The organism is Pseudalkalibacillus sp. R45 (assembly GCF_052246725.1).
GTDB lineage: Bacteria > Bacillota > Bacilli > Bacillales > Fictibacillaceae > Pseudalkalibacillus.
In genome coordinates this window covers 912,236-928,706 of the sequence record NZ_JBQQCL010000001.1, presented here as the reverse complement: position 1 = coordinate 928,706, position 16,471 = coordinate 912,236, and the positions used below count along the sequence as shown (strand labels likewise).

10 protein-coding genes are annotated in these 16,471 nt (G+C 44.5%); 9 read left to right on the top strand and 1 reads right to left on the bottom strand.

Annotated features, from left to right (window positions below; genetic code table 11):
* The first annotated feature begins 218 nt into the window (after positions 1 to 218).
* The 7 genes from ACTWQL_RS04400 (at position 219) to ACTWQL_RS04370 (ending at position 12,618) form a co-directional block, all read left to right on the top strand.
* Positions 219 to 1,214, top strand: a complete 996-nt coding sequence (locus ACTWQL_RS04400; RefSeq protein WP_443141189.1) for a sugar-binding protein — start codon at positions 219 to 221, stop codon at positions 1,212 to 1,214.
* A complete protein-coding gene (locus ACTWQL_RS04395) occupies positions 1,211 to 2,683 on the top strand; it encodes a sensor histidine kinase (RefSeq protein ID WP_443141188.1) in 1,473 nt (490 codons plus the stop codon). The genes ACTWQL_RS04400 and ACTWQL_RS04395 overlap by 4 nt, the downstream gene beginning before the upstream one ends.
* On the top strand, positions 2,661 to 4,229 hold the full coding sequence (locus ACTWQL_RS04390) for a response regulator (RefSeq protein WP_443141187.1): 1,569 nt from the start codon (positions 2,661 to 2,663) through the stop codon (positions 4,227 to 4,229). Before ACTWQL_RS04395 ends, ACTWQL_RS04390 begins: the two co-directional genes overlap by 23 nt.
* Before the next feature lie 448 nt (positions 4,230 to 4,677).
* Positions 4,678 to 9,117, top strand: coding sequence for a glycoside hydrolase family 2 TIM barrel-domain containing protein (locus ACTWQL_RS04385; RefSeq protein WP_443141476.1), 4,440 nt, complete (start codon positions 4,678 to 4,680; stop codon positions 9,115 to 9,117).
* Between the two features lie 342 nt (positions 9,118 to 9,459).
* Positions 9,460 to 10,740 (top strand): ABC transporter substrate-binding protein, encoded by a 1,281-nt coding sequence (locus ACTWQL_RS04380; protein ID WP_443141186.1) that lies wholly within the window; start codon positions 9,460 to 9,462, stop codon positions 10,738 to 10,740.
* Positions 10,741 to 10,819: 79 nt separating this feature from the next.
* The gene (locus tag ACTWQL_RS04375) at positions 10,820 to 11,797 is read left to right on the top strand and encodes a carbohydrate ABC transporter permease (RefSeq protein ID WP_443141185.1); all 978 of its coding nucleotides are present in this window, start codon (positions 10,820 to 10,822) and stop codon (positions 11,795 to 11,797) included.
* On the top strand, positions 11,797 to 12,618 hold the full coding sequence (locus tag ACTWQL_RS04370) for a carbohydrate ABC transporter permease (RefSeq protein ID WP_443141184.1): 822 nt from the start codon (positions 11,797 to 11,799) through the stop codon (positions 12,616 to 12,618). The genes ACTWQL_RS04375 and ACTWQL_RS04370 overlap by 1 nt, the downstream gene beginning before the upstream one ends.
* A gap of 169 nt (positions 12,619 to 12,787) precedes the next feature.
* Here the strand turns inward: ACTWQL_RS04370 and ACTWQL_RS04365 are convergent, their stop codons facing one another.
* Entirely contained in the window at positions 12,788 to 14,002 is a 1,215-nt protein-coding gene (locus ACTWQL_RS04365) for an ROK family transcriptional regulator (RefSeq protein WP_443141183.1), read from the bottom strand.
* A gap of 183 nt (positions 14,003 to 14,185) precedes the next feature.
* On the opposite strand from ACTWQL_RS04365, the gene ACTWQL_RS04360 reads away from it, so the two are divergent.
* Both ACTWQL_RS04360 and ACTWQL_RS04355 read left to right on the top strand, forming a co-directional pair.
* Positions 14,186 to 15,094 carry an ArsR/SmtB family transcription factor gene (locus tag ACTWQL_RS04360; RefSeq protein WP_443141182.1) on the top strand — a complete coding sequence of 303 codons (909 nt, stop codon included), beginning with the start codon at positions 14,186 to 14,188 and terminating at the stop codon, positions 15,092 to 15,094.
* A 123-nt stretch (positions 15,095 to 15,217) separates the two neighbouring features.
* Positions 15,218 to 16,465 (top strand): ABC transporter substrate-binding protein, encoded by a 1,248-nt coding sequence (locus ACTWQL_RS04355; protein ID WP_443141181.1) that lies wholly within the window; start codon positions 15,218 to 15,220, stop codon positions 16,463 to 16,465.
* Positions 16,466 to 16,471 lie beyond the last annotated feature (6 nt).

The following is a 16,471-nucleotide window of genomic DNA, read 5'->3' as shown; positions in this document are numbered from 1 at the left end:
GCGTGCATTTATTTTCGCGAAATTCCTCTAGAAAACCGCGCAATTCCGGCAGCCGGCACATCCTATTCATAAAAAAAATCGCTCCGGGAGCGATTTTTACCACATAGAGGCAGTATACCTCATGATTCGACATAATGGGTGCTGTATCCAAGTCATTTTCTGTATTTTTAGATAATTTATGCTAAACTAGTAGAAACAACAATTGGGTGGAATGCACAATGGGTAGAACGATCGTCGGTGTTTTCATAGTCCTTTTTGTAACCGCTTTCTCTTTCTTCGTCTATTTTTCTATCAAATCCTTCAGTATCGAGTCGATCCAGGCTCAAGAACCATACACGAAACCAAATTATCATCTCGTATTGGTGCCAGAGGAAATCAACAATGATTATTGGAAACTAGTTGAAAAGGGAGCACGTTCAGCAGCAGAGAAACTAGGTGTGACGCTTGAGTATGCTGGTCCGAAGCAGGCAAATCTGGAAGAACATATGACGACCATTGAAATGGCCGCAGCGGCAAAAGTCGATGGCATCATGACACAGGGATTGAGTGAAGAGCAATTCACGCCGTTGATCAATAACACCATCCAAAAAGGGGTTCCTGTCATCACCGTTGATACGGATGCACCGAAGAGCGACCGGATCGCTTACATAGGGACGGATAATTATTACGCTGGGCTGCTAGCTGGGAAAGCCTTGTTGGCCGATACGGAAGGGGAAGTGAACGTCGCCATCATTACCGGGAGATTTGATGCGACCCATCAAAAGCTGCGGGTACAGGGCTTTAAAGATGCGATAAAGGAACAAGAACGGGTGAAAGTGACCACGATTGAAGATTCCCATATCACTCGGATCCAAGCAGCAGAAAAAACGTATAAAATCCTGCAAGAATATCCAGAAGTGACCGCCTTTTACGGGACGAGTGCGCTTGATGCGATCGGGATTTCACAAGTCCTGGAGCAGATGGGGAAGACAGACGATGTCTATGTAATCGGCTTCGATATCTTGCCTGAGACGATCGAGCTGCTCAAGGCCGGGAAGATTGAAGCCACAGTGATCCAAAAACCATATGAAATGGGATATAAATCAGTTGAGACGATGGTTCAAATTTTAGAGGGGAAGGCCATCGATGAAATCAACCATACGGAAACGAGAGTAATCCATCGGGAGGATCTACCGTTACAGGAAAATGAAATACTCGAGGTCATTGAAAAATGATCCGGATCAGAACGAAGATCATGATATTCGTCACCGTTCTCGTCCTTTTAGTGAATGTGGTGACGTTCTACCTTTACCATAGCAGCCAGCAGACGATTGATCAGTACCATGACAGCTTCGAGCGCTTCATCATCTTGAATCAGATCTCGAAGCAGACGAACGAAGTCTATGAATCGATCAACGCGTATGTCATCGAAAAGTCCCCTCGCTATTTGGATGACTATCATAGGTTGCGAGATCAATTGGTTGTTGAAAAAGAGAAATTGATCGGCAAGGTGGAAAACAATGATAACTACCCGACTGTTACAAATTACTACAATATGATCGAGAGTTTCTTGGAAGAGTGTGAACAGACGATCGAGGCGTTTCAAAAGGAAGATTTGAACCAGTATTCATTCCATTTGAATGAAGCCGCAAAGGTATCACGTTTTATCCAGGAAACGACTTTAAGCCTTCTGAACAGTGAATTGACAAGCTATCGTGCTTTTTACCACGCGATGGAACAGAAAAACCTCTATCTTCAGGCGATGGGGATTTCCTTGTTCGTTACGACGATCTTCCTTAGCTTGTTGACCGCTCTATGGTTCTCGAGGGGCATCACAAGACCAATCAGCCTGCTGTCTTCCTCTGCCAGGAAAATATCGAAAGGAGACTTTTCCGGTGAAGATGTGGAAGTACGGACGAATGATGAGATGAAACTTTTGGCTGGGACTTTCAATCGGATGAGGAGGAACATCCGCGAGTTGATCAAGGAAATCAAGGATCAGTCAGAGCTCGATCGATTGTTGAAGGAGATGGAATTGAAGAGTCTGCAGAGCCAGATCAATCCACACTTCCTCTTCAACACCTTGAACACAATCTCAAGAATGGCCTATCTTGAAGGCTCGGAAAAAACGAGTGATCTGATCAGCTCTGTGTCCGCGTTGCTCCGATATAATCTAGGCAATCTTGATAAGCCGACGACCTTACGAGAGGAGGTCGGGATCGTGAAAGAATACTTTTTCATCCAGCAGACACGGTTCGGGGATCGGGTCACATTCAAAACAGACATCGATGATACGTGTCTGGATATTGAAATTCCGATTTTGACCCTTCAGCCTATTGTGGAAAATGCGTTCATCCATGGTATTGAATCGTACGAAAGTGATGCAGAAATCAGGCTTGGGGTGTACGAGGAAAATGGACGAGTAATGATTGAGGTACACGATAATGGCGTGGGGATGGAGAAGGATGTAAAAGAACGATTGCTCCAAAAAGAGGATGATGGAAAGCCGGAACTCCGATCACAGGGCCACTCGACCGGGATCGGGATGAAGAACGTAGTCAAACGGTTGGAGCTGTTTTACAAGAATAAGAGCGAGATCCAGATCGAATCAGCGGTTAATCAAGGGACGATGATCAGAATTGCAATACCATGTACTGCAGAAAAAAGGGGAGACGATCAGTATGTTGCGTATTATGGTAGTTGATGATGAACGGATTGAACGGGAAGCATTGAAGATGATGATCAGCAGAGAGATGGAAGAGGCGGAGATCATTGCTGAGGCAGGGAACGGGCGGCAGGCAATCGAAATGGCAAAAGCCGAGCACCCCGATCTTATTTTAATGGATATAAAAATGCCAGGAATCGATGGCGTCGAGGCAGTGAATGAAATCAAAAAGGAGCTGCCGGATATCCGGTTCATCATGGTTTCAGCGTTCGATACGTTCGAGTACGCCAAAAAAGTGATGCAGCAGGGTGTAAAAGAGTATTTGCTGAAACCGAGCAAAAAGGATGAAGTCATCGAATCCATCCGTCGGGTACAAGCGGAGATCGACCAAGAACATGAGGAGTTGGAAGATAAACGGCAACTCGAGCGGAAGTTCAACAAAGCCCTCGATTTCATGCAATCCGAATGGGCGGTTTCTTTACTTGTCGACCATGTCCAGGAATTGGATTTAAAGGAATGGGGGGAGCTTCTGGATGTCAACTTCAAATGCGGCTATGCCATCGTGGTTGAGAAGACCAACCAGGAGGTTGATCGGAGGGTATGGCTGGATTGGCTGAAGAATTATGTCAACAGTCATTCCGCTGATTCGATCCTTCTAAGTCCGAATCATGAAGAGAAATTGCCCCTCTTTTTTCTGACGGATAAAATCGATGGAAATGATAAGAACGGATTCAAAACGTACATCCTTCCGTTCATAAGGAATTTGATCCATCAGTGTGAACTATATTTCCAATTCAAGCCGCACGTCGCGATCGGATTACCGTACCGGTCTGTCCATCAGCTTAGCCGATCCTACTATGAAGCACTGCATACATTGGAGAGCATTCAATCAGATGAACATGTGACCTATAAGTTTTCGACTGATGAAAGTAATTCAGAGAATGGGGCTACAGTAGCTTTCCAAAAGGAAAAGGATCTGTTGGAAAGCATTAAGAGCGGAGACGCGACAAGGGCACTTCAAAAATTTGAGTTCTATCTGAATGAATTGTCCAATGATGCTGTAATTGATTTGAAACGCTCAGTGTCTTCTTTGAATGAGTTTTTCATCATTGCAACCCGGATGATCAATGACTTAGGCATACCTGTGAATCGGTTCATCCCATACAACCAGATCTCCTCTTATCAAGAGCTCAAGGAGGAGAGTACCCGTTTATTAAGGGAAATTGTTGAAAAAGTACAAACATGGAGGATGGTCCAGGCGAAGGGCAAATTGGAAAATGCAAAGGACTACATTGAAAAGCACTATTATGATCCATTGACGCTTGAAATGGTAGCGTCCCATGTCGAATTAAGTCCATACTATCTAAGCAAGCTTTTTAAAGAGAAAAAAGGAATCACGTTCATTGATTTTTTGACTCACATACGGATCGAAAAGGCGAAGGAGTATCTGATGGAGCCGGAAATCAGTGTGAAAGAAGTATGCTTTAAAGTCGGTTATAAAGACCCCAATTACTTCAGCAGGGTATTTAAAAAGATTGTCGGCCAAAGCCCGAAACAATACCGTACAGTTCTACAACCGTCATGAAAATACTCTTTACCGGACACCAGAGCCCTTATTTTCTCGAAAACAGCATGTTTTTTCAAAAATAGAGGACACCAGAGACGTTATTTGCATAAATAATCAGTTTTGGAACTTTCTAAAACTTGAATAAAGGAACAGATGTCCTTTAATGGTGGTCATGTAGGAGGACCTAGCCTGTTCAGGTCCTCTTTATTATGTCGAATTGACTATGAAACATTTAATCAAGGAAGTTAATCCCTTATTTTGACACAGGAGTATTTTCCTGTTTTTTGAGATTGGCAAAATAGAAAGAGGGATTCTAGTATTTTATCGAAAATTAGACATTAAGGACGAATCAGGTCTGTATACTTTATTAATTAATTTAATAAAGTAATTAGGGGCCTTTCAAGTCTAATAGTAAATTTAAAAGGAGGATGTTACCTTGAGGAAGTTTAGGAGGTATTTTTTCTTGATGTTGTCGTTTTTGCTGATTTGCAGTGGATTGAATGTCCAGGCCCTGGCAGAGGCGGGGGAAGAGGATCCGGAATGGAACAACAATCCTGAAACCTTCCAGGTGAACAGGGAGCCTGCTCATGCCACGTTGATGCCGTACAAGGATGTGAAATCCGCCCTGAAAGGAGACCGGACGAAATCGACCCATTACAAAACATTGAACGGGAAGTGGCGTTTCCATTGGGCGAAGAATCCGGATGAACGGCCAGTGGATTTTTACGAAGAAGATTATGATGTTTCCGGGTGGGATAAGATTGAAGTCCCGAGCAATTGGCAGCTTGAAGGCTACGATTATCCGATCTATACGAACATCACATATCCTTGGACAGGGTATGAGCAACCAGAACCTCCTAAAGCACCGACTATCTACAACCCAGTCGGTTCATACAAAAGAAATTTCACGGTACCTGGGAATTGGAATGGTGAAAAAGTCTATATCTCGTTCCAGGGTGTCGAATCCGCCTTTTACGTTTGGGTGAACGGTAAGAAGGTGGGATACAGTGAGGATAGCTATACTCCGGCTGAGTTCGATATCACCAAGTATTTGAAAAAGGGGAAAAACACGATTGCAGTAGAGGTCTACCGGTGGTCTGATGGCAGCTGGCTCGAGGATCAGGATTTCGTCCGATTGAGCGGAATCTTCCGGGATGTGTATCTCTATTCGACACCACAGGTCCATATGCGAGATTTCGCTGTGACGACGGACCTTGATGAAGCCTATGAAGATGCTACCTTGAATACGGAAGTGATTGTAACGAATAACGGTAAGCAAACGGATGAGCCGTATACGATCGAAGGGGCGTTGTATGATGCTGACCAGAAAAAGGTGAGTGAAAAGCCGGTCGAAATGCAGGTTGATTTCGGTGGGAAAAATGAGGTGACGGTAGACAAGGACAAGCTTTTCGAAGACCCATTGAAGTGGTCTGCGGAACATCCGAACTTATACACTTTAGTCCTGGCACTTAAAGATCAGGACGGAAAAATCGTTGAAACGATGAGTATGAAGGTCGGTTTCCGAGAATTCGAATTGCAGGACGGGCAGATGCTCATCAATGGGAAGCCGATTACATTGAAAGGTGTGAACCGCCACGAAACGGACCCTGATAGTGGAAGAGCGGTGACCGAAGAGTCGATGATAAAAGATATCAAACTGATGAAAAAATTCAATATCAATGCGGTTCGTACGTCCCACTACCCGAACCAGCCGAGATGGTATGAACTGGCGGACGAATACGGTCTCTATCTCATTGATGAAACCAATCTCGAGTCGCATGGTGCCAGGAGTGAACTTCCAGCGAGCGATCCTCAGTGGCTGCCTGCATCGATGGACAGGGTGAAAAGCATGGTGGAACGGGATAAAAACCATCCGTCGATCCTGTTCTGGTCGTTAGGAAATGAAGCTGGAAGTGGAAATACATTCAAGGAAATGGCGGATTGGGTCCATGAAAAAGATCCGACAAGGCTTGTCCATTATGAAGGGGACAACCGCTGGACAGATGTGGAAAGCCACATGTACCCGAGTGTTGAGGGTGTTGAAAACTGGGCGCAGACCCATCCGGAACGACCGTATATCCTTTGTGAATACGCACATGCGATGGGGAACAGTGTCGGGAACCTGAACCAATACTGGGATGTCATCGACAAGTATGATAACTTGCAAGGCGGATTCATCTGGGACTGGGTCGACCAGGGATTGAGTTGGCCAACGCCTACGAAAAAACTCGTGTTTGATGAAAGCAGCACGGAATTGAGAGGTGAATTATTCGGAGATGTTGTCGAAGGGCATAGTGGTGACGCGGTCGACGGATATGTGACGCTGCCTGATGAAAAAGCTTTGGATATCACGGGCAAGGCTCTGACATTGGAAGCATGGGTGAAGCCTGAGGCGACCAATGGCCACAACCCATTCATCGCAAAAGGGGATACCCAATATGCGATCAAACAAAACGGTGATCAGCTCGAATTTTTCGTGTATGATCAAAACAATTCATGGGTGACCGTGGAAGCGCAGATCCCTGACGACTGGAATGGGAACTGGCACCATGTCGCAGGTGTTTACGACGGACAATCCTTGAAGTTGTACGCTGATGATGAATTGCTTGCGGAAAAGGAATTCAGTGGCGAAATCAAGAGTAATACTTATCAAGTCAATATTGGACGGAATGCGGAAAAAGGACGGACTTCCAGTGCAGTGATCGACAAGGTCCGCATCTACGACCGGGCTCTGACCCTTGATGAATTGAAGGATGAAGACCGAGCCCCTGGAGAAGGAACAGTCCTTTGGATGGAGTTTGACAACATGAAGGAAGAACAGTATGAGCAAAAAGAATATTTCGCTTATGGCGGGGATTGGGGAGACAATCCGAACGATGGAAACTTCCTTGATAACGGCCTCGTATTCCCTGACCGTGAAGTGCAGCCTGAGCTTTGGGAAGTGAAGAAAGTCTATCAAAATATCGAAATGGAAGATGTAGATCTAGTCAACGGCAAAATGTCCATCAAAAATGAACATCTCTTTACGAACATCGATGCTTTTGATGCCGAATGGGAATTGAAAGCAGATGATCAAGTGATTGAAAGTGGGAAGCTGAAAGATCTGGATATCAAGCCAGAGGAAACGAAGACAGTGGACGTTCCATTCAAGCAACCTGAACTTGAAGAGGGTGTCGAATACTGGTTGAATGTCAGCTTCAGCCTTCCGGAAGCGACTTCTTGGGCACCGAAAGGGCATGAGGTGGCAACCGAGCAGTTCAAAGTCCCATTCGATGTGCCTGAACCGGAGGCAGAAGACCTTTCTGACATGGGTGACATCGAAGTAGATGAAAGTGATGAACGGGTCAATGTGAAAGGCACAGATTTTGAAGTGACCTTCGATAAAGAAGAAGGAACGCTTTCAAGCTTTAACTTTGAAGATACGGAGCTATTGAAGTCAGGACCTGAGCCGGACTTCTGGAGAGCACCGAACGATAATGACAAAGGGAACGGCATGCCATCGAGAACAGCGACATGGCGGGATGCCGGAAGCGACCGTGAGATTACGGATGTTTCAGTTGAGAAATTAGGATCAAAAGCCGTCCGGATCGATGTGACCGCTGTTTTACCGACGTCGGATGAGTCAGACTATAAAGCTTCTTATATCGTTTATGGTTCCGGAGAGGTCGTCGTAAAAAATACGTTGATGCCTGGAAGCGGCTTGCCTGAAATTCCTGCTTTCGGTATGGAGCTTACGTTGCCGGAAGAATTCGAGGCGATGACGTGGTATGGTAGAGGACCTCATGAAAACTATTGGGATCGTAAAACTGGAGCGGATGTGGGATTGTATGAAAGCACAGTGGACGATCAATTCATCCCATACCTCGAACCACAGGAAACCGGTAATAAGGCGGATGTCCGCTGGGTGACCTTCACGAACGAGAAGGGAGTCGGGCTGATGGCTACAGGTGATCCATTGCTTGAAGTAGGCGCCCTCCATTATACGGAGGAAGACCTTGAGACAGCGAGCCATCCATACAAGCTGGAAAGAAGGGATGATATCACGGTCAGTCTTGATTACAGGCAGATGGGAGTCGGCGGGGACAACAGCTGGGGTGCAAGGCCTCATCCAGAATTCACACTCTATCCGAATAAGCCATACTCCTACAGCTATCGATTGAACCCGATTTCTAAAAAGGACTCCGCGATGGACTTGAGCAAACGGGTGATCACAGATGAACTGGTGAAAGGCATCGACATCAATGGGAAGCCGTTGGAAGATTTCAATGCTGAGATCACGGAGTATGAACAGGATTATCTAGAAGGGACGATTTCTGAAGTTCCAGAAATCCAAGTCACTCCGGTCAAGGAAAATGTCGAGATCGAAATCGATGAGGCTGATGGTTTGCCAGGGACCACGACCATTACAGCAAGATCTGCAGATGGACTGCTGGAGAAAACCTATGCGATTGATTTCAACCTCGTGCCGCATCTGTATTTGAGTGATACTGATTGGGAAAGTGCCCAGGCAGGATGGGGTTCTGTGAACAAGGACAAATCGGTGGATGGTAATCCGATCACCTTGAAGACGGAAGATGGCGATCGGATCTTTGAAAAAGGGATCGGTACCCATGCCAATTCTGAGATTATCTATGATATCGAAGGAAAAGGGTACAAGTTTTTCGAAACCATGGTCGGTGTCGATCAGGAAATGAAGGGTAGGACTTTAGCATCGACCACCTTCGAGGTTTATCTTGATGGTGAAAAAGCATATGACAGTGGGTTGATGAAAATCGATACGCCGGCTAAAGCAGTGAGAATCGATCTTAAAGATGCAAAAGAGCTGAAGCTGGTTGTAACGGATGCAGGTGATAACAACTCTGAGGATCATGCAGATTGGGCAGACGCAAAATTCACTACTGATTGATATTGATAGGTATAAAGGGCTGACTGATTAAGGTCAGTCCTTTTTCTGTTCTCAGCACTTTTGTGAGAATGTCGCGATTTTTTACGATGATGTCGCGATAAATTACGATCATGCTGTGATTTTTTCTTATTTTGTCGTGATTTTTTTATAAATTTTGTCCCGATAATTCCGGATCATGTCGTGAGTCAATCCGCAATATTCGAGTCCAAGGAACCCCATGACAAAATAATGAAGAAGATAGCAAAATAGTGCAGGGATTTCTAACTCTACCTATTCATCTAAGGTGATAAGCTTGAATTGTTAGCGTTTACATTTTGATTCAAATAAGGGGGAACTGTTGGAATGAAAGTGAAAAAACTGAAATTCATATCCTTATTGCTTGTCCTTGCGATGGTTTTAGCGGCATGTAATTCAGATTCCAGTTCAGGAGATGGAAACAGCGACAAAGATGCTAAACTTGATATCTTCAGCTGGTGGACTGGAGCAGGTGAAGAAGATGGCTTGAACGCGTTGATCGAACTTTTTAAAGAGAAACATCCAGATGTGGAAGTGGAAAATGCAGCGGTAGCAGGTGGAGCTGGTACAAATGCGAAAGCAGTGCTTGCGAGCCGTATGCAGGGGGATGATCCTCCAGCAACTTTCCAGGTCCATGGCGGAGCTGAACTGAATGAAGGTTGGGTAGCTGCTGGAAAAATGGAGCCGTTGAATGATCTATATGAAGAAGAGGGCTGGGAAGATAAGTTTCCTAAAGATTTGATCGATATGGTAAGTAAAGACGGGAATATCTACTCTGTCCCAGTGAATATACACCGTGGAAATGTCATCTGGTATAACACGAAAGTTTTTGAGGAAAATGGCATTGAGGTTCCAACGACATTCGATGAGTGGTTTGCTGCTGCTGACAAGTTGAAAGAAGCAGGTGTGACACCACTGGCGCTTGGTGACAAAGAACCGTGGACAGCTACACAGGTTTTTGAAACCACTTTATTAGGTACGCTAGGGACGGAAGACTATAATAAATTATTCACTGGTGAGCTTTCTTTTACAGATGCGAAAGTGAAAGAAGCTGCGGAAACATTCAAAAAGATGCTTTCGTATATAAACGAGGACCATAGTTCGCGTAACTGGCAGGATGCCTCCCAATTGGTTGCAGAAGGTGAAGCAGCAATGAATGTGATGGGTGACTGGGCAAAAGGCTATTTCGTCAATGACCTTAACCTGAAAGTGAAAGAAGATTTCGGATGGACTGAAACACCAGAAACAGAAGGTGAATTCATGGTCATCACGGATACGTTCGGTTTGCCGAAAGGCGTGTCAAACCCTGATGATGTGAAAAAATTCTTGTCAGTTCTCGGGTCTGTTGAAGGTCAGGATGTCTTCAATCCATTGAAAGGATCGATTCCTGCCCGTACGGATGCGGATGTATCCAAGTATGATGCATACGGTAAAGAAACAATCGAAGAATTCAAACAAGCTTCTCTAGTTCCGAGTCTTGCTCACGGATCTGCTGCTCCTGAAGGTTTCTTGACCAAAGTGAACCAAGCCGTAAACATTTTTGTTACACAAAAAGATGTTGATCAGTTCATTGATTCGCTTGATCAAGCTTCAAGTGAATTGAAGTAACGATGAAATCGGAAGGGGGAAGGAGGTTATGCTCTTCTCCCTTTTCTTTTTATGATTCAATCCAGAAGGAGGTTCAGTCATGGATCCGGTTCGGACATCAGTGAAACATACACCACCTGAATTAAAAGTTGCACCAAAAAGAAAGAAAAAAGTACTGACGAAAGATCATCTGCTGGCAATCGGGTTTTTAACGCCATCCCTGATCTTAATCGCCGTTTTTGTTTATGGGTTCATCGGATGGACAGGTTATGTATCTTTAAGTAATTGGAATAGTCTTGTGCCTGATTTGTCCTTTGCTGGTCTTCAAAATTATATTTACTTGTTCCAGGATTTCCGATTCCAGGCTGACTTGAGGAACACGTTGTTTTTTACGATTTTGTTCATTTTGTCGGTCATCATCATCGGTATCGTCCTTGCGATCTTGCTGGATCAAAAAATCAGACAAGAATCTTTATTCCGTAACATCTTCTTTTTTCCAATGGCCTTATCGTTCGTCGTGACAGGTGTTGTGTGGCAATGGCTTTTGAACCCATCAACAGGGGTCAACCTTTTTTTAAGTAAAATCGGTCTTGATTCCAAATGGTATACCGATACGACCATTATTCCAGGGGTATCATGGGGGAAAATCGAATTCGGTATTCCAGTAGCAATCATTGCGATAGTGATCGCAGCCGTCTGGCAAATGACAGGATTTTCGGTAGCAATGTATCTTGCAGGTTTGCGAGGAATACCAGAAGAAGTAAGAGAAGCTGCTCGAATTGATGGAGCATCAGAGTTCCAGGTGTATTGGAAAGTCATTTTACCTTTACTTCGTCCGATCACAGTCAGTGTCGTAATTATCATGGCTCATATCTCACTGAAGATTTTCGACCTGATTTATGCGATGACAGGTTCTGGTGCGAATTATGTCACGGACGTGCCAGGTGTCTATATGTATGAAACAACTTTCAGAGGAAATTATTACGCAAATGGGGCAGCAATCGCAATCATCATGTTATTGTCCGTTGCGATCTTTATCGTTCCGTATTTGATCTCAAGCAGAAAGGGTGAGTCTTGATGGCGATTCGTACAATTACACGTCCCCTTTTATACCTGCTGTTGATTGCAATCAGTCTATTTTATTTGATGCCGGTTTATGTCATGTTGGTCACAAGCTTGAAGCCTCTTGATGAGATCACATTGGCGCAAATGTGGCAGCTGCCGTCTTCGATTGACTTCAGCAGTTATTATGAGGCCTTTTCAAAGCTCGCCCCTAATCTGATGAATAGCTTCTATCTCGTCATACCGGCGACGATCATTTCAGCTTTACTCGGTGCTTTGAATGGCTATGTTCTTTCGAAATGGCAGTTCAAAGGCTCGAATACACTTTTTACAGCGATTTTATTCGGTATGTTCATTCCCTATCAAAGTATTCTGATCCCGTTGATCCAATTTTTGAGAGAGATCGGTCTGTATAATTCGATTGCAGGCTTGGTATTTGTACATGTCGTTTACGGACTTCCAATCACCACCTTGATGTTCCGGAACTTTTATGCAAGCATCCCGGAATCGATGATCGAATCGGCTAAAATTGATGGAGCAGGGTTCCTTAGGATCTTCATGCATATCATGATGCCGCTTTCGATCACAGGGTTTGTAGTAGTAGGGATATGGCAGTTTACGAACATCTGGAACGAGTTTTTATTTGCAGTAACCATCACGACTTCTGACCAGCAGCCGGTCATGGTAGCATTGCAAAATCTATCAGGCAGCCAGATCGTCCAGTGGAATGTACAAATGGCAGGTGCTTTGCTTGCAGCCTTACCAACACTGCTCGTATACATCCTGCTAGGAAAGTTCTTCGTAAAAGGACTGCTCGCAGGATCAGTAAAAGGATAAAGATACTTCGGTGCCAGGCACCATCTCAGAAGCCTTGGGGCAGAAGAGGTTTGGATCGGTGTCAGGCACCATTTCAAAACCCTTGGGGCAGAAGAGGTTCAAAACGGTACCTGGCACCATTTCAAAACCCTTGGGAGAGAAGGGGTCCAATTTGGTACCTGGTACCGTCTCAATGTTTGTTGAAGAATTTCTCTAGAATAAGTACACATGAACCGAATGCTGAGGCATTTTCGCCTAGCTTTGAAAGGATGATCGGGGTTTCTTTTGCTTTCTTTGTCAATCCTCTTGAGTGGATGGTTTCTTTTATACCATCCATCAAGAAATCCCCAGCCCTGGAGACTCCTCCACCAATGATGATACTTTCAGGATTCAAAGTATGGATGAGATTGATCAATCCGATTCCTAAATATCTACCTGTCTGGTTCAGTAATTCAATACTGAATTCATCCCCGGCACAAGCTGCTTCGTATACAATTTTTCCATCCACTTTCTCAAGATCGTTTTCAACCAAATCAAGAATTCGGGAAGCTTTTCCTGTCTTCAATTCCTTTTTTGCGCGGTTTGCAATAGCCGGACCGCCAGCGAGCGTCTGAAGGCAACCGTAATTTCCACAGGTACATTTGGGACCTGACAAATCGATGGTCACATGCCCGATCTCTCCGGCAATGTCACTCTCACCATGGAAGAGCCGTCCATTGATCATGATTCCAGCTCCGATGCCATGCCCGACGTTTACGCCTACGATATTATCCTCGTTGTTTCCATATCCAAACCATGATTCTCCTAAAGTCATCGTCCGTGCATCATTTTCAACTTTTATAAGCAGCTCGAATTCCTTTTCCAGTTCTGATTTGATCGGGATATCATACAACTGGAAGGACGGGGCGAAAAGGGAGATGCCTTTTTCTACATCGACGATCCCATGCATGCCTATTCCGATACCGATGAACTTTTTCGGGTCATTTCTCTCTGGCTCTAATAGGGTATGGATTCCTTTTTTCATGGTATCGAGTAAATCCTCTTTAGAAGGATGCTCCTTGATCCTCAAAACAGTTGTGTCTTTCAGGTTTCCAAAAAGGTTCGAGACCACGAAGTTCATCTTGTATCTACCTACGTCTATTCCAATCACATAAAACTGATCAGCGTTGATTTCAAGCAAAGTCGGTTTTCTTCCTCCTTGGGAAGTTCCCTGTGTCGTTTCGATGACGAATTTGTTATCAATCAATTCTTTTACGATATTACTGACCGTTGGGGGGGTCAGACTGGTTTGCTTTGCGATATCCGCTCTTGAGATCGGACCTTTTTCCCGGATCATATTCAAGATGATAGAGCGGTTGATCGATTTCATTAACTTGAACGTGCCTCTTGTGTATTTCGACGACATACATTTTCCTCCAACAGTCTCTGATTACCCTCATCATACCATAACCTTATCAACTTAATTAAATTAATTAAGGAGTAGTTGTTTTCTTCTGAATTGAAAAAATGCAGCTTTCCTTGACATCAGGTCCACCTATGCTTTATATCTTTTTATAACTATATTTTTTGTAATAAAATGGAGGTACGTGTGAGAGTATTGCATTTGACCCTAGAAGAAGCTATCGTTGTCAATAAAACTTTAGGCAACCAGCAACGGATGGAAATGCTGGATGTCCTCACGGAAGGTCCCAAGAACGTGAATGATCTGGCTGAACGGCTCGGCATTCCGTTTTCCAGTGCCGCAGTGAATATCAAAAAACTGGAGGATGCGGGTCTGATCACGACTGAAATCGTGCCCGGCCGGGGAAGTCAGAAAGTCAGTTCAAAACGCTATGATCGCATCGTCATCGACCTTGAGAAAGAGAAAGAATCTCCTGAAAAATTCATCACACTTGAAATGCCGATTGGGGATTATGTCCATTGTGATGTTGAACCGACTTGCGGACTCGCCAGTGAAAGAGGAATCATCAGTCTCATCGATGATCAGCGGTCATTCTTTGAACCCGATCGAAAAGAAGCACAACTTATCTGGTTCAAGTCTGGATTTTTGGAATATCATTTTCCTAACCGCATTCCGTACGGCTCAAAGGTGGAAGAAATCAGTCTGAATGTAGAAATGTGCTCGGAAGCCCCTTATCACAAGCTGGACTGGCCCTCTGACATTACTTGCTGGATCAATGGCATTGAACTCGGTAGCTGGACAAGCCCTTCTGATTTTGGAGGAGAGCGTGGGTTCCTGACCCCTTCCTGGTGGGAAACGCACAACACCCAATATGGCATGCTCAAACATTGGAAAGTGAACGAGGAGGGTAGTTTCATTGACAGCATGAAAATATCTGACCACACCATCCAGTCACTTCAATTGGATGCACGGCCTTATATCTCTGTAAAACTAGGCGTGAAACGGGATGCAGAGAAAGTCGGCGGGTTGAACATTTTTGGCTCTAAATTCGGTAACTATGAGCAGGACCTACTACTTAAAATCAAATACACCTAAGATTGTTAAAACCGATCCGAAAAGGGTCGGTTTTTTATTTATAAAAAGGTTGTTATAAAACATGATTTTATGTAATAATAGCTTCAAAGATGAAAGCGCTTTTACAACAGAGGAGGGGAAGGCATGAAAAAGCTGCAGGTTGCTGGACTGATTTTGTTCCTGATCGGGGGGCTGCTTTCTGGCTGTTCTTCGCAACAGACGAGTGCGATAGCCGGGGATGGAAACACCGTGAAAATATGGGTTCCCTTTTCAGGCCCGGATGGTCCCAAATTTGAAGAGATTGTCAAATCCTATAATCAATCGCAAGACAAATACGATGTGGATTTGCAGATCATTCCGGCATCCGAGTATTACAAGATGGTGAATTTGACACTGAGTTCCAAAAATAACGTGCCGGATTTGATGGTCATGCACGCCGACCGTATTGTTGATTATGCAATGAAAGATCAGTTATTGAAAACCGAAACCCTGACAGAAAACGAGAAAATCGATGAAGCGGATTATCACCCTAAAGCACTTCAAGCTTCTGAAGTGGATGGCAACATATACGGCATTCCGCTCGATATCCATCCTCTCATGTTTTATTGGAATAAAGATCTTTTCAGAAAAGCGGGGCTGGATCCAGACACTCCTCCACAAAACGCAAGAGAATTTAAAGAATTTGCTAAAAAACTGACGGTTCCGGAACAAGGGGAGTATGGATTCGCTGTGCCGACTGTAGGTACGCAGCCGTTTATCTTTCAGACAATCCTCGCTCAAAAAGGTGGAAAGCTGTTCAGCGACGGAGAATTCCGCTTCGATTCAGAAGAAGCGTTAAGTACGCTGGAATATGAGCGCAGTTTGATCTATGAAGATAAAGTGTCTCCGAGCGGCCTTGCCATCGATGGAGCATTGAAGCTTTTCCTCCAAGGAAAGAACGCAATGCACTTCAACGGACCGTGGATGCTGGCCCAGTTTGAAGAATCCGGTCTGGACTATGGGGTAGCACCCGTTCCTCAAATCGGTGAAAAACAACAGAAAGTTTGGGCGAATGCTCACAATTTTGTCGTTCCTAAGAAAAAAGAAGGTGAAAAGCTCTCAGCCATTTCAGACTTCTTGAATTATGTTGGAAACAACGGGATGGCATGGGCGGAATCAGGACAAGCACCGGCTTCGAAAGCCGTTTACACCAGCAAGGAATTCCAGGATTTGAATCAACAGCCAAAAGTGGCTCAATCTTTTGATTTAGCTGAATATCCGCCACAGGTGGAAAACTGGGGACAAGTTTCAGAATTTTTAAACGAAGAAATCAATCTGGTGCTTTTGGGCAAGAAGGACCCGAAAAAAGCATTGGAAGACGCACAAAGGAAAGCCGAACAATACATGGAGTAAGAAAGG

Excerpts from the sequence above, each read along its gene's own strand:
- ACTWQL_RS04400 (WP_443141189.1), top strand. The coding sequence starts at position 219 with ATGGGTAGAACGATCGTCGGTGTTTTCATAGTCCTTTTTGTAACCGCT.
- ACTWQL_RS04395 (WP_443141188.1), top strand. The coding sequence starts at position 1,211 with ATGATCCGGATCAGAACGAAGATCATGATATTCGTCACCGTTCTCGTC.
- ACTWQL_RS04390 (WP_443141187.1), top strand. The coding sequence starts at position 2,661 with ATGTTGCGTATTATGGTAGTTGATGATGAACGGATTGAACGGGAAGCA.
- ACTWQL_RS04385 (WP_443141476.1), top strand. The coding sequence starts at position 4,678 with ATGTTGTCGTTTTTGCTGATTTGCAGTGGATTGAATGTCCAGGCCCTG.
- ACTWQL_RS04380 (WP_443141186.1), top strand. The coding sequence starts at position 9,460 with ATGAAAGTGAAAAAACTGAAATTCATATCCTTATTGCTTGTCCTTGCG.
- ACTWQL_RS04375 (WP_443141185.1), top strand. The coding sequence starts at position 10,820 with ATGGATCCGGTTCGGACATCAGTGAAACATACACCACCTGAATTAAAA.
- ACTWQL_RS04370 (WP_443141184.1), top strand. The coding sequence starts at position 11,797 with ATGGCGATTCGTACAATTACACGTCCCCTTTTATACCTGCTGTTGATT.
- ACTWQL_RS04365 (WP_443141183.1), bottom strand. The coding sequence starts at position 14,002 with ATGTCGTCGAAATACACAAGAGGCACGTTCAAGTTAATGAAATCGATC.
- ACTWQL_RS04355 (WP_443141181.1), top strand. The coding sequence starts at position 15,218 with ATGAAAAAGCTGCAGGTTGCTGGACTGATTTTGTTCCTGATCGGGGGG.